Source organism: Candidatus Nitrotoga arctica (assembly GCF_918378365.1).
GTDB classification, from domain to species: Bacteria; Pseudomonadota; Gammaproteobacteria; order Burkholderiales; family Gallionellaceae; genus Nitrotoga; species Nitrotoga arctica.
In genome coordinates this window covers 2,879,509-2,892,315 of the sequence record NZ_OU912926.1, presented here as the reverse complement: position 1 = coordinate 2,892,315, position 12,807 = coordinate 2,879,509, and the positions used below count along the sequence as shown (strand labels likewise).

At 48.8% G+C, this 12,807-nt stretch carries 12 protein-coding genes, 1 other RNA gene and 1 pseudogene; 7 read left to right on the top strand and 7 right to left on the bottom strand.

The genetic code is table 11. The features are described 5' to 3' along the window. Positions 1–101: 101 nt before the first annotated feature. The gene (locus tag MKZ32_RS13195; protein ID WP_239797690.1) at positions 102–1,097 is read left to right on the top strand and encodes an IS30 family transposase; all 996 of its coding nucleotides are present in this window, start codon (positions 102–104) and stop codon (positions 1,095–1,097) included. Between the two features lie 94 nt (positions 1,098–1,191). Here MKZ32_RS13195 and MKZ32_RS13190 read toward each other — a convergent pair. After that, an RNA gene (locus MKZ32_RS13190) (hammerhead ribozyme type II) lies at positions 1,192–1,255 on the bottom strand. A 328-nt stretch (positions 1,256–1,583) separates the two neighbouring features. After that, a complete protein-coding gene (locus MKZ32_RS13185; protein ID WP_239797689.1) occupies positions 1,584–2,189 on the bottom strand; it encodes a YdeI/OmpD-associated family protein in 606 nt (201 codons plus the stop codon). 263 nt (positions 2,190–2,452) lie between these two features. On the opposite strand from MKZ32_RS13185, the gene MKZ32_RS13180 reads away from it, so the two are divergent. Next, positions 2,453–3,493: an IS630 family transposase gene (locus tag MKZ32_RS13180; protein ID WP_239797688.1), complete on the top strand. Its 1,041-nt coding sequence runs from the start codon at positions 2,453–2,455 to the stop codon at positions 3,491–3,493. Here MKZ32_RS13180 and MKZ32_RS13175 read toward each other — a convergent pair. Next, positions 3,420–4,082 carry a hypothetical protein gene (locus MKZ32_RS13175; protein ID WP_239797687.1) on the bottom strand — a complete coding sequence of 221 codons (663 nt, stop codon included), beginning with the start codon at positions 4,080–4,082 and terminating at the stop codon, positions 3,420–3,422. The two genes, MKZ32_RS13180 and MKZ32_RS13175, sit on opposite strands and share 74 nt — an antisense overlap. A 242-nt stretch (positions 4,083–4,324) precedes the next feature. Beyond that, entirely contained in the window at positions 4,325–4,537 is a 213-nt protein-coding gene (locus tag MKZ32_RS13170) for a GFA family protein (RefSeq protein WP_239797686.1), read from the bottom strand. A 419-nt stretch (positions 4,538–4,956) separates the two neighbouring features. Between MKZ32_RS13170 and MKZ32_RS13165 the strand changes: the two genes are divergently transcribed. The 4 genes from MKZ32_RS13165 (at position 4,957) to MKZ32_RS13150 (ending at position 9,052) form a co-directional block, all read left to right on the top strand. After that, entirely contained in the window at positions 4,957–6,192 is a 1,236-nt protein-coding gene (locus MKZ32_RS13165; protein WP_239797685.1) for a glycosyltransferase family 2 protein, read from the top strand. Positions 6,193–6,380: 188 nt separating this feature from the next. Then, positions 6,381–7,487, top strand: a complete 1,107-nt coding sequence (locus MKZ32_RS13160; protein ID WP_239797684.1) for a DegT/DnrJ/EryC1/StrS family aminotransferase — start codon at positions 6,381–6,383, stop codon at positions 7,485–7,487. A gap of 17 nt (positions 7,488–7,504) precedes the next feature. Further along, positions 7,505–8,185, top strand: a complete 681-nt coding sequence (locus MKZ32_RS13155) for an acetyltransferase (RefSeq protein WP_239797683.1) — start codon at positions 7,505–7,507, stop codon at positions 8,183–8,185. Between the two features lie 12 nt (positions 8,186–8,197). Beyond that, positions 8,198–9,052: a beta-keto acid cleavage family enzyme gene (locus MKZ32_RS13150; protein ID WP_239797682.1), complete on the top strand. Its 855-nt coding sequence runs from the start codon at positions 8,198–8,200 to the stop codon at positions 9,050–9,052. Between the two features lie 155 nt (positions 9,053–9,207). Here MKZ32_RS13150 and MKZ32_RS13145 read toward each other — a convergent pair whose 3' ends face one another. Further along, a complete protein-coding gene (locus MKZ32_RS13145) occupies positions 9,208–10,017 on the bottom strand; it encodes a sulfite exporter TauE/SafE family protein (protein ID WP_239797681.1) in 810 nt (269 codons plus the stop codon). A 9-nt stretch (positions 10,018–10,026) separates the two neighbouring features. Beyond that, on the bottom strand, positions 10,027–10,644 hold the full coding sequence (gene tmpT / locus MKZ32_RS13140) for a thiopurine S-methyltransferase (RefSeq protein ID WP_320412271.1): 618 nt from the start codon (positions 10,642–10,644) through the stop codon (positions 10,027–10,029). 164 nt (positions 10,645–10,808) lie between these two features. On the opposite strand from tmpT, the gene MKZ32_RS13135 reads away from it, so the two are divergent. Continuing rightward, positions 10,809–11,249 (top strand): helix-turn-helix domain-containing protein, encoded by a 441-nt coding sequence (locus MKZ32_RS13135; RefSeq protein ID WP_239797680.1) that lies wholly within the window; start codon positions 10,809–10,811, stop codon positions 11,247–11,249. A 71-nt stretch (positions 11,250–11,320) separates the two neighbouring features. Here the strand turns inward: MKZ32_RS13135 and katE2 are convergent. Continuing rightward, positions 11,321–12,776: pseudogene (gene katE2, locus MKZ32_RS13130) on the bottom strand (catalase KatE2). Positions 12,777–12,807 lie beyond the last annotated feature (31 nt).

Genomic DNA, 12,807 nt, shown 5'->3' with positions numbered 1-12,807 from the left:
GAGGCGGATTCAACTCTGAAGTGCAACTTTTGTAAGTGAACTTAGGTGGCGAGCTGCGTTAATATCGGAGCCACTTAAACGACCAAGTAAAAGGAGCACAGATGAAGAAATATAAGCAGCTCACCAGCGGGCAACGATATCAGATTTACGGGTTGAAACAAGCCGGTTTGAATCAAACTCGGATTGCCCAAAAGATGGGCGTGGACAAATCGACGATTTCACGAGAGTTCAGGCGAAACAAAGGCCAACGCGGCTGGCGGCCAAAACAAGCGCAATCATTACGTGATGAGCGCCGGCAAGCCTGTATCAATGGCAAGCAATTCTCATCGGACAGCTGGGCTGAAGTCGAAAGGTTGATCCGAGAAGACCTCAGCCCAGAACAAGCCGCCAATCGGCTTAAGTTGGAAGGCGAACTGCAGATCAGCCATGAAGCGATCTATCGGCATGTCACCGCAGACAAACGTGACGGAGGCGACCTGTGCCATCATTTGCGAAGCCAGAAACCACGCCGCAAGCGATATGCAAGTGGGCAAGAGCGGCGAGGCATGATCAAGAACCGTGTCAGCATTGATGAACGTCCGGAAATCGTTGACCAAAAGACACGCATGGGGGATTGGGAGGGTGATACCGTCATCGGCAAGAATCACAAAGGGGGGCTGGTTACCCTGGCTGAAAGGAAGTCGCGCTATGTGTTGGCGGGACACATACGCAGCAAACATGCCGAGGGTGTAACGGCTGTGACAACGAGTTTACTGAGTCCCCATAAAGACAAATGCCACACTATTACATTCGATAACGGCAAAGAGTTTGCGGGGCATGAACGGATCGCAGCAGAACTACAGACTGCGATCTATTTCGCGCACCCCTACCGTTCCTGGGAGCGAGGACTGAACGAGAACAGTAATGGGTTATTCCGGCAGTACTTCCCCAAGGGCATGGAGTTGACTGACATTACTGAGGAGCAAGTGCAGCGAGCGGTAGAACGACTCAACCACCGGCCACGCAAAGTGCTGGGTTTCAGATCACCGCATGAAGTACTATTCGGGGTGGAGATGCGCTACACCAAGCCAACATTAGCTGTTGCACTTCGAACTTGAATCCGCCCCTCCTTTCTGATCGAAGAAAACAAACCAATTATTTCCGAAATTACGAACTCCAACCAAAAATTGGTTGGGCCAATAACAACATAAACAAGGCCTGCCATCATCAGTCTCAAGAGGCCACCTCTGAGAGACGTACTGAGTACGTTTCGGCTATTTGGAGAACAAATGTTTTAATTTACGTGTACATCCGCGAATTAACTTTTTATCGATTTTGTTCAAGTTTTTCTTGTGATTTTTTAATTTCAATTGCTCGCGACTTGCAAAGCGCTCGATCTACATAGGTTTTATTTCCATGGCTGTTGATATAGTAGCAACCACCTTTCGGGCCAGTGATGTAAGTATGGTTGGATTTTGGACGATAGGTATTTTCCGCATTAGCTGAGATGCTTGCAAATATTGTTATGATAGTGAATATATAGAGAAACAGTTTCTTTATATAAACCATCAGGACATTTGAGTCGTGAAGTCTAATTGGTGGCATTACTGATCATTTAATCCCTTACCATTGAGAATTTGCTGCCTACATTTTTCAACCCTTGACTCCCGAGTTTTGGATTGCTTGGGTGCAGAAAAATAAAGAATGTATGCTCTTTGCCGTCCCGGCGTTAATGCATTAAAAGCAGTTTTCAATGCAGGCATTGCATCTAATTTATTTTGCAATTCTTCAGGAATTATGAATTCTGTAGTCTTTTTAAAATTCACTTTTAAACCGGCTTTGTTCACTTCAATTGCTTCATAAATATAGGCTTTCAAGGTGGTTTCCATCTTGACTATTTCTTGAACATTGGTAAACCGAATTTGGCGCGCCGCTTGGGTATTCGCTCCAGGTTTAATTAGAATACCATTGGCATCATTTAACAAATCACCTTGGGTAAATAAAAGCGCACAGTATTCTTTAAATCTAATTATTAAAACTATGTTTTTTCCCTGAAACGTGTAACAAGGCTTACCCCACTTTAATTCTTCGGTCAGCTGACAGTCGAGAAGGATCATTCTCAAGGTTTCCAATTCTGTCTGCCACTTTTTGGCTTTTCTAAAATATCCATCAACCTCAGGATTCATTCTAATTTTGATGCCTGGATTCATGTGGAACTCCTTATCGTATTTGATGGTCGAGCCCTACCATGCCAAGGGCAGTGCGATGCAACGAACGTTTAGATTTCAAACCAGCGGGTGTGGTCTCGCGGATCAATGATGACGATTTTGTCCCACGTGTGGGCTATGGACACTTGGTCGCGAAACATCTCACGATCAGAATTGTCGAGGCCGTATCCGATGTGATCAACAAGTACTATAGACCCGGCACGATTTATAAGTGAACTTTTCTTGATTTTCGATGTCCATGGAGTATGGAAAAAGAAGATGCCCGCAAGCAGTCGCGAGAAGTACTGCATGAACGACGCAAGCAAGTCATACGTATGCACCGCAAAGGCATGGTGGTGATGGAGATCGTGGTGCAGACGGGACTGAGCTGGACGGCAGTCAATACGGCGCTGCGGTTGTATAAGGCTGAAGGTTCGGGGGCACTCAAGCCCGGCGTTCGGGGTAAAAAACCTGGCAGTGGACGTCGCTTGACGGTTAGCCAAGAGCTGGCGATTCAACAAACCATCTGCGACAGACGCCCCGAACAACTCAAGATGGATTTTGCGCTATGGAGCAGGCCCGCTGTGCGCCAGCACATTGAGCTGGCGCACAGTATCAAGCTGTCTATTCGGGCAGTAGGCAACTACTTGGCACGTTGGGGTTTTACACCACAAAAACCCATTAAAAAAGCATACGAGCAGCGGCCTGAAGCCGTCCAGGCTTGGCTTGATGAACAATATCCGGCCATTGAAGCCAGAGCAAAAACAGAAGGTGCGGAAATTCACTGGGGCGACGAGACGGCGCTAGTCAACACGGATGTCAGAGGCAGGAGCTATGCGCCGGTGGGCAAGACACCTGTGACGTTCGCAGTAGGCGGCACGCGCCACAAGCTATCGATGATTGCGACGGTAACCAATCAGGGTAAAACGCGCTGGATGATTATTGATGAGGCATTTAACTCCGACAAGCTCATTGAATTTCTGGAGGCGCTCATCAAGGATACAGACCGCAAGGTGTTTCTGATACTGGACAACTTGAGAGTTCATCACAGCAAACCTGTAAAGGCTTGGGCTGCCGAGAACGCACAGAAAATCGAGTTGTTCTACTTGCCCAGCTACAGCCCTGAACTCAACCCCGAAGAAAGACTGAATGCAGATCTCAAGCACGTCATCACTTCAAAGGTGCCAGTGCGCACCAAGGCAAAACTCAGAGCTGCTGCGACTGATCACATGATCATGCTTGAGCAAAACCCCGAACGCGTGCGCCGTTATTTCGGCGACCCAAAAGTCGCCTACGCGGCTTCATGAATAATTTGTGCCGGATCAATAGCCACCACTCTGGATACTTCGAACGGACCTTAGAAATCTTTTCTTCCTTCTTGCGGGCGCAGTAACGAATATTGGTCTCCATCTCCGCAAGTAACCAGCCTCCAGATTCCTTGTCGGTGTAGCCTGCCATGACAAACATGGTCGCGTGCGGCTTCGATGTTCGACAGAACACTTCAAGCTCGAAGTTTCGTCCTTTTGCGATGATTGCCCGTTCCTGCTTTGTAGCAACCGCAAATGCGGCGAGCGCGCTTCGCAGCTTTTTTCTAAGAGTCTTCCACCTTTCTACAGGGCGATTGAACTCGAAGTGAACGAACCAACTCTCGCCCTTGGTTGGGGCACCCATGGAGGAGAGGAGATCTTTGACCTGGTTCCACAGGGGGATCGCTGCCTCCTCAAGACCCTTTGTATTTGGGCCTCCGAAGTGATTCTGGTTGAGCCGCCGGACTTCAATGGCAATCGCGCCATTCACGAGGAAGTCAGGCGCGACATTCCCATCAGGTTCGTACACAACGTCCACGTAGTCGCGATGGTGTAGATGGTCTTGTACGAGCTTCTCGGATGCATCCATGTGGGTTCCTTGAAATCTAACGTTTGACATATGGGGATGCCTAAATGGCGCAACCTTTAGGCAACCCCTCGATGGAAGGGCTGGGCGTCACTTGTGCGAAGGCTCAGGAGCCATGGCACGGACATTTTCCACAGGTGCATGGTCTCGGCCGGCGGTTCGCCCCAGTTGTTATTTCTACCGTCACCGAATCGAATTGGCGATTCGAAAAGCTCTTCCGGACTAGCGTTATCGAATGTCGACAGTTAGATTGACACGTAGTCCCCGCCGATTTCTTCAACATATCCACGAGCGAACGAGCGCACGCCGCAGTGCTTGCAAAAGAGGTGGTGACCTACTTTGTGATCGAATTGGTAGTCCCGCAGGTTGCTCTCGTCAAACTGTAGCTGAAACGCATCTGGTTTGATGATTGCATTCCAGTTGCGCGTTTTTGTACAGATCGAGAGACGGAGTTGCATATAGACGCCGTGCCGGTTTGTAATTTGCCAGTGACCCGTTAGACGTCGGTTTTTATAATAATGTAATAGACGGTGGCTCCCGTCCTCTTGACGTTATTTGCCTGTGGCCGGGAAACCTGGAATATCTCCCTTGTGGGTTGCGCTTCACTGCCAGGTGATAACTGATTTATTATCCTCCGCAAGCATCTCTTGAATGGTGAATATTGAACAAATATTGAACAAATGAGACTAGCATCTTTATAATTATTAGTGGTGGTCATATCCTGTGGCGACTCTCTTCAAATCTCCAATCACATTTCAATATTAAATGATATACGCTCGAAATCGAAGCAATCGCTATCCGACACCTTCCGGCCAGACACCTGCTTTCCATAGGAACTGTGCCAGCTATCTACACAAAAAATGCATCTGGAAAACTCATGAATGAGGTATTGTTGCTGAAGGATCCCCTGACACTTCCTTTGCCATTTGATGACCGTGCCATACCTGCCTTGGTTTACCACTATTCCAAATTGACTACTCTGGAGGATGTGTTTTTTTTGCTCTGCGAAGTCAGGCGGATTCTTCATCCCGGTGGAGTCGCGCGTTTTATGATTTCTAATACGGGAGTGCACGGAGGCCAAGACATCCCGCATTTGGCAAAGTTGGTTGGATTTAAGTTGTTGTCGGACTCAACCCTGCAGGATGAGATAGATAGTGTCACGCCAACGTTTCCCATTCCTCAACCGGACGAGACATTCATAGATTTTCGTAAGCCTGAGCGAAGGGTGTTCGGTTCCCCTCGGGTTTCGCTGTTGATACCAGCCTATTCACCGCGTTTCTTCGAGAAGTGTCTGGAAAGTGCCATAGCTCAGACCTATGAAAACATGGAGATCATCGTCTGCGACGATTCCTCCGGGCCGGAGATTGAAGAAATTGCCGGCCGCCTCGGTCGAATCCGGCCCCTACGCTATGAGCGCAATCCCACTCGCCTGAAAGGGCGAGGCAACTACAAAAAATGTTTCGAGCTGGCCACCGGCGAGTTCATCAAGTACCTCAACGACGACGATATCCTGGTGCAAGATTGTGTTGAGCGTTTACTCGACGCCTTCCGTCAAGTCCCGGATATTGTCTTGGCGACCTCATACCGCGAGCGCATTGACGAAGCGGGCAATCGGCTACCCGATCAGCCGGCGACCCGCCCTATCGTGGATCACGATATGTCCATTAATGGACTGTCTCTCGCCAACGCCATGCTCATGGCCGGACTTAATGTGGTAGGCGAGCCGAGCACAACCCTGTTCCGCAAGGCTGATCTGCTGGATGGCAAGCCGGATTACTTCTGTTTCGACGGCGTGGTCGGCAGTGGCGTCATCGACATGAGTATGTGGTCGACCATTCTGCTTAGAGGGGAGGCGGTCTATTTGCGCGATGAATTGAGTCGTTTCCGTATTCACCCGGGCCAGCTTCAGCGTGACCCTGAAATCCGGCAGGTCACCATACAGAGTATTCGCAATCTTCAGGGCGTCTGGCTGCGCTTGGGGTTGCATCGACGGTTTAGGCGGGACTTACTCTCGGCCAAGCCTTTTCCATGTGGAGAAGACACACTTTGGTTGCCTCATCCTTTCCTTCCGGGCAGCCTGTCTCCGCCCGTCCAACGGTGGCGATTTTATTAAAAATTTCGAATCGATGCGGAAACTTTGCAACTTTTTGCGGGTTTCTTATACGGTACAGTTGATGCGCATGCAAATAAATCGGGATGACTTGCTTGCTGCTTATCGCGTTTAGCCCCATTATTTAGCCCGATAATTTGACCTTAAGACCCTGCCACCAATCCACTGAACAAGAAAGAACCTCCTGTCTCGTGAGCAAAAAATATCCAGCCCCCATAATCCCGGTTACGAAGTCCTATATCCCACCCCTGGATGAATATAATTCTTACCTTGAACAGATCTGGGAAGATGGTTATCTCACCAACAACAGTTCTCTATGTCGACGGTTGGCCGACAATGTGGCAAGCTTTCTTTGTGTACCCCATCTTGAACTGGTTGCAAATGGCACGCTTGCAATCCAACTGGCCATCAAAGCGCTCGGATTGCAAGGCGAAATCATCACTACGCCTTACAGTTATGTCGCCACAACGAGTTCAATTTTATGGGAGGGTTGTGAGCCGATTTTCGTGGATATTGAAACCGATACTTTCTGTATCAACCCCGATTTAATCGAAGCCGCTATTACCAAGAAAACCTCCGCGATTCTGGCTACTCATGTCTATGGTTATCCATGTGATGTGGTGAAAATTCAGCAACTCGCTGATCAATACAATCTCAAAATTGTTTACGATGCGGCTCACGCTTTTGGAGTGAAGCTTTTTGGCGAATCACTTTTGGTTCACGGAGATTGCAGCGCTTTGAGTTTCCATGCCACAAAGTTGTTTCACACGGCCGAGGGGGGCGCAGTGGTCTGCAAGGACTCGGAAGTAATCAAGCGCATTTTTCTCATGAAAAAGTTTGGCCACATCGGTGAAGAGGACTATCTGGATATTGGCATCAACGCAAAGATGTCCGAACTGCATGCGGCGATGGGGCTTTGTGTATTACCCAAGGTGGGCGATATCATTGCTTCTCGAAAAGAGTGCTCAGGCTGGTACGACAAACAACTAGAAGGCTGCTCTTTGCAACGGCCTGTACCTCCAGTTGGTTTCGAATACAATTATGCCTTCTACCCGGTCATTTTCTCTTTGCATCATGTCATGATACGGGTACGCCAAGCGCTATTGGATAACGGCATTGGCCCACGACGTTACTTCTCTCCTTCGCTTAATACTCTGCCTTATTTAAGGCAAGAGCTAAAACGAGCTTGTCCGGTTTCAGAAGGTATTTCTTCGCGTGTTCTCTGTCTGCCATTATTTATGGGTCTGCAAAAGGAAGAAGTCGAATTTATTTGTAATATCGTTAAACAATCAATGTAGTAAGGCAGGAGGTTTTTTTGAGCGCGGAGCAAAGTCAGCAGAAGAGACACAAGAAGGTTGTGATTTTTGGAGCGGAGCAATTTGCCAGCTTGGCATATTATGTGCTCACCCACGATAGTCCCCATGCGGTGATGGGTTTTACAGTGGATGCTGCTTGGTGTCGCACTTCAACCTTGCATGACTTGCCCGTTGTTCCCTTTGATCACCTGGAACAATATTTTCCGCCAGAAGATTACGCCTTGTTAATTTCGCTAGGCTGGACCGACTGTAATGGTCTACGTGCGGCCAAGTATGCTGAAGGAAAGGCGCGGGGCTACTCTTTTGTCACCTATGTGTCGTCTCGAGCACTGGTCTGGCCTGATTTACAAGTCGGCGAAAACTCTATGATCTATGAAGCGGCAAACATACAGCCCTTTGCCCGTATTGGGAATAATTGCATCTTGCGCAACGGCTGCAATGTTTCTCACCATGCCATTATCGGCAACCATGTTTTCCTGGCGGCCCATGCCATAGTGGCAGGGGGTGCCATGGTAGGCGAGCGTTGCTTTCTTGGGCTGAACAGTACTATTCGTGATGGCGTAAAAGTTGCGCCGCACTGTATTATTGCGGCGGGCGCGCTTGTCACGGCAGATACCGAGCCGGATGGCCTGTATCTAGGCGTGCCAGCTCGGCGACATCCGTTACCGAAAAATCTGTAAAGCGTAACCATTATGAATCCAGCCGCACTCCCGCTAATTATTAATCTTGCACCAACGGGTGCAGTCGCCGCTGAAGGCAAAAATCCCCATCTGCCCGTTAGCGAAGCCGCGATTCTGGAAGACGTTATTCAGTGTGCTCGAGCCGGCGCGTCGATGGTTCATCTGCATGTGAGAGATGAGGCGGGCAAGCCGAGTGCCGATGCCAGCCGCTTTCAGACTTTGATTTCTGCCTTGCGCGCCACACCAGAGGGTCGGGACTTAGTGCTATGTGTTAGCACCAGCGGTCGACATGGACAAACATCGGAGCAACGAGCCGCAGTACTCAATTTGACGGGGGCTGCAAAACCGGACATGGCAAGCCTGACTCTTAGCTCCCTTAATTTTGTCCAAGGCGCAAGCGTGAATCCTCCCGATACTATCCGTTTCCTTGCAAAGCGTATGCTGGAACGCGGTATCCGACCGGAGCTGGAGGTGTTTGACCTGGGCATGATTAATTTTGCCAAGGTAATGATCGCTGAAGGACTCATCACCCCCCCGTTTTACTTCAACTTGCTGCTTGGTAATATCGCTGGGGCGCAGGTGGCTTTTTCGGATATTGCCGCTCTGGTGCAGCAGTTGCCCCCCGACTCCATATGGGCGCTGGCAGGCATTGGAAAATTCCAGAAGTCGGCGATGGGCCTGGGATGCGTCCTCGCTCCTGGTGTACGCATCGGCTTGGAGGATAACTTGTGGCAAGATCCAGTTACCCGAACTGCTGCAACCAATTTGGGGTTGGTGAACTGGCTGGCAGAACTCGCACGGGTCTACGGACGGCCATTAGCTACTTCAGGGGAGGTTCGTGGTTGGTTAGGGTTGGCAGGCAAATAAAGTTGTCATCCAAACTTGAATCTGCAATCGCCTTGCTGTCTAACTGCACCCGGAAAGGTTCACGATATGCTGCTTGCTTTTCCCTTGCTGAACTTTGATATGTATTTGATTTAAATATTATCAAAATACTCCCAAAGAATGCCCGAATTCTTAGTTCAAAATTGAACAAACGAGATTAGCATCTTGATACTCAAAACCAGCGAGATAGCAGCGAATATCTTTTTCAAATAAGCCTCAGGCAACCTATGGGAGTAGCGAGCGCCATAGGGAGCCGTAATAAAGCTGGCAATCGATATTGCTAAAAATGCTGGCACATAAATGTATCCAAGAGTATAGGGATCGCTCAATGTTTTAGACCAGCCGCTCATCATGTAGCCAATAGTACCCGTGATAGCAATGGGAAATCCAATGGCGGCTGAAGTGCCAATGGCTTTTTTCATGTCTACATTCTTATAGCCCAAGTAGACAACGGTGAGAAAGCCGCCACCCACTGCTGCAAGCGCTGATACCGATCCGATCCCCACTCCGGCAACAATTAATCCGCGAAAGCTTATCGGTTTTTGGCTAGGTTTCGGTTGCCAATTAAAAAACATTTGCACTGCGATCAGTGCCATGAACAGCGCAAAAAATAGGGCAATGGTGGTTGAGTTAATGTGGGCAGCAACCTGTGCAGTCAGAAAGGCACCCAGAATAATCCCGGGTGCCATTCCGCGAACGACCGGCCACACAACGGCGCCTCGAGAAGCATGTGCACGGATGCTTGCTGATGAAGAAATAATCATGCAAGCCAATGACGTTCCTAATGCCAAATGAATGACGCTATCTATGCTCATACCCTGGTAAATAAAAATGGATGCCAGCAAAGGAACCAGTATTCCACCTCCACCAAGCCCTAGAAAGCCCGCCATAAAACCCACACAGGCACCCAACACCATGTACAACACTATCCATTCAATATTCGGCATATATATTCCCTATTTATTGATTTTTTGGAGCAACCAAACGGTCTCCGTTGCCACAACTTTCCCTTTCAATCCGCCCGTGACATTTTTGGTGTCAACAGACTTCAATTGGTAAGTCGCACCATAATGTTGCTTTACTTCGTTCTCATTAACTGAAAACGGTGGGCCATCCATTAGCAGTTGGTTGTATTCATAAGAGATCAGCAGCTGCGGCGCTGCATTAGTTATGTTCATCAGGTGTGACGTATATTGCTGTCGTATGAAAGCAGGCAATGCAACTAAAGCCGCGCGATCGTATATCGCGTTTATGGGCCCAAGATATTCAGCCGACACATCAAAAACATCCCCCACTAGCATGTCGATATCTTTAGCACTGTAGCGGGTCAATTCACCGACTTTGGAGATTTTCGGCTCTAAGCCAAGTTCTTTAAACAACTCGGTAATGGCGAGTTCGCTTAACTCTGCGCCAACAACTCGATAACCAGAGGCAAGCAACCATTCACAATCACGTGACTTGCCGCACAACGGCAGGAATACTCGACTGCCTTTTGCCAGATTTAATTTTTCAAAATGTTCGATGAGTAACGAGTTTGCCTCACTTTTATGAAAACCAATATCACCTCGACCCATTTTTGATGCCAAAAATTTGCGTTCATATCGTCTCCTTAAATTCTTCAGGTATAAATAACATCCCACTAACTTGACGGCTTAATTGTTGTGCCAAGTTGTGTAGTGAGCTAGGATACAAGCTCAAGTCGACTTGAAGTCAAGTATTAATTTCGTCAGGTGGAATAATGGATATAGCTGAGGTCGCAAAGGCATCTGGATTACCTGCCTCGACGTTACGATTTTATGAAGAAAAAGGACTGATTCAGTCAACTGGTCGAAATGGTTTGCGCCGTCTGTTCAGCGCCAATGTTATAGAGCGGCTGGCTTTAATATCTTTGGGGCGTAGCGCTGGTTTTTCGCTTGATGAGATTGGTGAAATGTTTACTGCTGAAGGGCTTGATATTAATAGAGCACTGCTTTTAGCCAAGGCAGATGAGTTGGATAGAACAATTGAAGAGCTAGCGTCTATGCGTGATGGGCTTCGTCACGCAGCGGTCTGCAAGGCGCCAAATCATTTTGAATGTCCAAAATTTCTTCGTCTCCTCCGTGTCGCCGGTAAAAATAGAATTAGGCAGCCCAATAAATTAAAGGAAAACAAACCTAAGCGAGGAGTGCAGAAAAGGTAAGGCAGGTGAATTTAGCGGACGTGGTCGCTTCGTGAGCACGTCCGCTGGCACACCTTGTTAGTCAATACGTTTTACTTTGGCACTTTACTCAATGAAATAACCAATGCCTGAGCTATACCCGCACCATAGGCAAGGTCGGCCTTGAGGCAGTTACCGATATGGCGAATTTGGATATCGCGCGGTGCACCACCAATGGAACGCGCGGTGTTTTCAAACAACACCTGTTGCTGTGTGGGTGTCATCAACCAACAGAGCACCAGGCTGCGAGTAGTAATCTGTATCTTCGCGATGGTTCCAGTGATCTGCAGCACCATTCAGGGCAAGTGGAGGCTCACTAAAATCCGGCTGCTCCTGCCATTCGCCAGAACTATTTGGCTCATAGCCCAACGTACTGCCGTGATTGCCATCAACACGCATGGCTCCATCACGGTGGTAGCTATGTACGGGGCAACGCGGCGCATTGACCGGAATAAGATGGTGATTGACGCCTAGACGGTAACGCTGCGCATCACCGTAGAAAAGCAGACGGCCTTGCAACATTTTGTCTGGCGAGAACCCAATGCCAGGCACGATGTTGGCCGGATTAAACGCCGATTGCTCGACTTCAGCAAAGAAATTCTCTGGATTGCGGTTCAGTTCCATTACGCCCACTTCAATTAGCGGATAGTCTTTGTGCGGCCATACCTTGGTGAGATCAAACGGGTGATATGGAACGGTGGCTGCATCCTTTTCCGGCATGATCTGAACGTACTTTGTCCACTTCGGAAAATAATTTTTCTCAAGGCTTTCATAGAGGTCGCGCTGATGGCTTTCTCTATCCTTGCCAACGAGAGCCGCCGCTTCGGTGTCGCTCAAGTTTTTGATTCCCTGTTGGCATTTCAGGTGAAACTTCACCCAATGACGCTCGTTCTGTGCACTGATAAAGCTGAAGGTGTGGCTACCAAAGCCGTGCATATGCCGATAGGTCGCTGGAATTCCTCGATCACTCATGACTATGGTAATTTGGTGCAGTGCCTCCGGTAATGAAGTCCAGAAATCCCAGTTATTTTTCGCGCTGCGGAGATTAGTGCGCGGGTCGCGCTTCACAGCATGATTCAGATCTGGGAATTTAAGCGGATCGCGCAAGAAAAACACAGGCGTGTTGTTGCCTATCAAGTCCCAGTTTCCTTCTTCCGTGTAGAACTTCACAGCAAAGCCGCGAATATCGCGTTCGGCATCAGCCGCGCCGCGCTCACCTGCTACCGTGGTGAAGCGGGCGAACAACTCAGTTTTTTTACCAACCGAAGAGGATATTTTTGCCCGGGTATATTTTGTAATATCGTGTGTGACCGTAAATGTGCCATACGCCCCCGAACCCTTTGCATGCATACGTCGCTCTGGAATGACCTCGCGATCAAAGTGTGCAAGCTTTTCAAGAAACCAAACATCTTGCAGCAATTGCGGGCCGCGCGGGCCCGCCGTCATTACGTTCTGGTTGTGGGCGACCGGGCAACCGGCATTCGTGGTGAGTTTCTTTTTGTCACTCATGGAATATCTCCTGTTGGTATGTGGAGTGTCT

Excerpts from the sequence above, each read along its gene's own strand:
- MKZ32_RS13195 (WP_239797690.1), top strand. The coding sequence starts at position 102 with ATGAAGAAATATAAGCAGCTCACCAGCGGGCAACGATATCAGATTTAC.
- MKZ32_RS13180 (WP_239797688.1), top strand. The coding sequence starts at position 2,453 with ATGGAAAAAGAAGATGCCCGCAAGCAGTCGCGAGAAGTACTGCATGAA.
- MKZ32_RS13170 (WP_239797686.1), bottom strand. The coding sequence starts at position 4,537 with ATGCAACTCCGTCTCTCGATCTGTACAAAAACGCGCAACTGGAATGCA.
- MKZ32_RS13135 (WP_239797680.1), top strand. The coding sequence starts at position 10,809 with ATGGATATAGCTGAGGTCGCAAAGGCATCTGGATTACCTGCCTCGACG.
- MKZ32_RS13150 (WP_239797682.1), top strand. The coding sequence starts at position 8,198 with ATGAATCCAGCCGCACTCCCGCTAATTATTAATCTTGCACCAACGGGT.
- MKZ32_RS13145 (WP_239797681.1), bottom strand. The coding sequence starts at position 10,017 with ATGCCGAATATTGAATGGATAGTGTTGTACATGGTGTTGGGTGCCTGT.
- MKZ32_RS13185 (WP_239797689.1), bottom strand. The coding sequence starts at position 2,189 with ATGAATCCAGGCATCAAAATTAGAATGAATCCTGAGGTTGATGGATAT.
- tmpT (WP_320412271.1), bottom strand. The coding sequence starts at position 10,644 with ATGGGTCGAGGTGATATTGGTTTTCATAAAAGTGAGGCAAACTCGTTA.
- MKZ32_RS13165 (WP_239797685.1), top strand. The coding sequence starts at position 4,957 with ATGAATGAGGTATTGTTGCTGAAGGATCCCCTGACACTTCCTTTGCCA.
- MKZ32_RS13175 (WP_239797687.1), bottom strand. The coding sequence starts at position 4,082 with ATGGATGCATCCGAGAAGCTCGTACAAGACCATCTACACCATCGCGAC.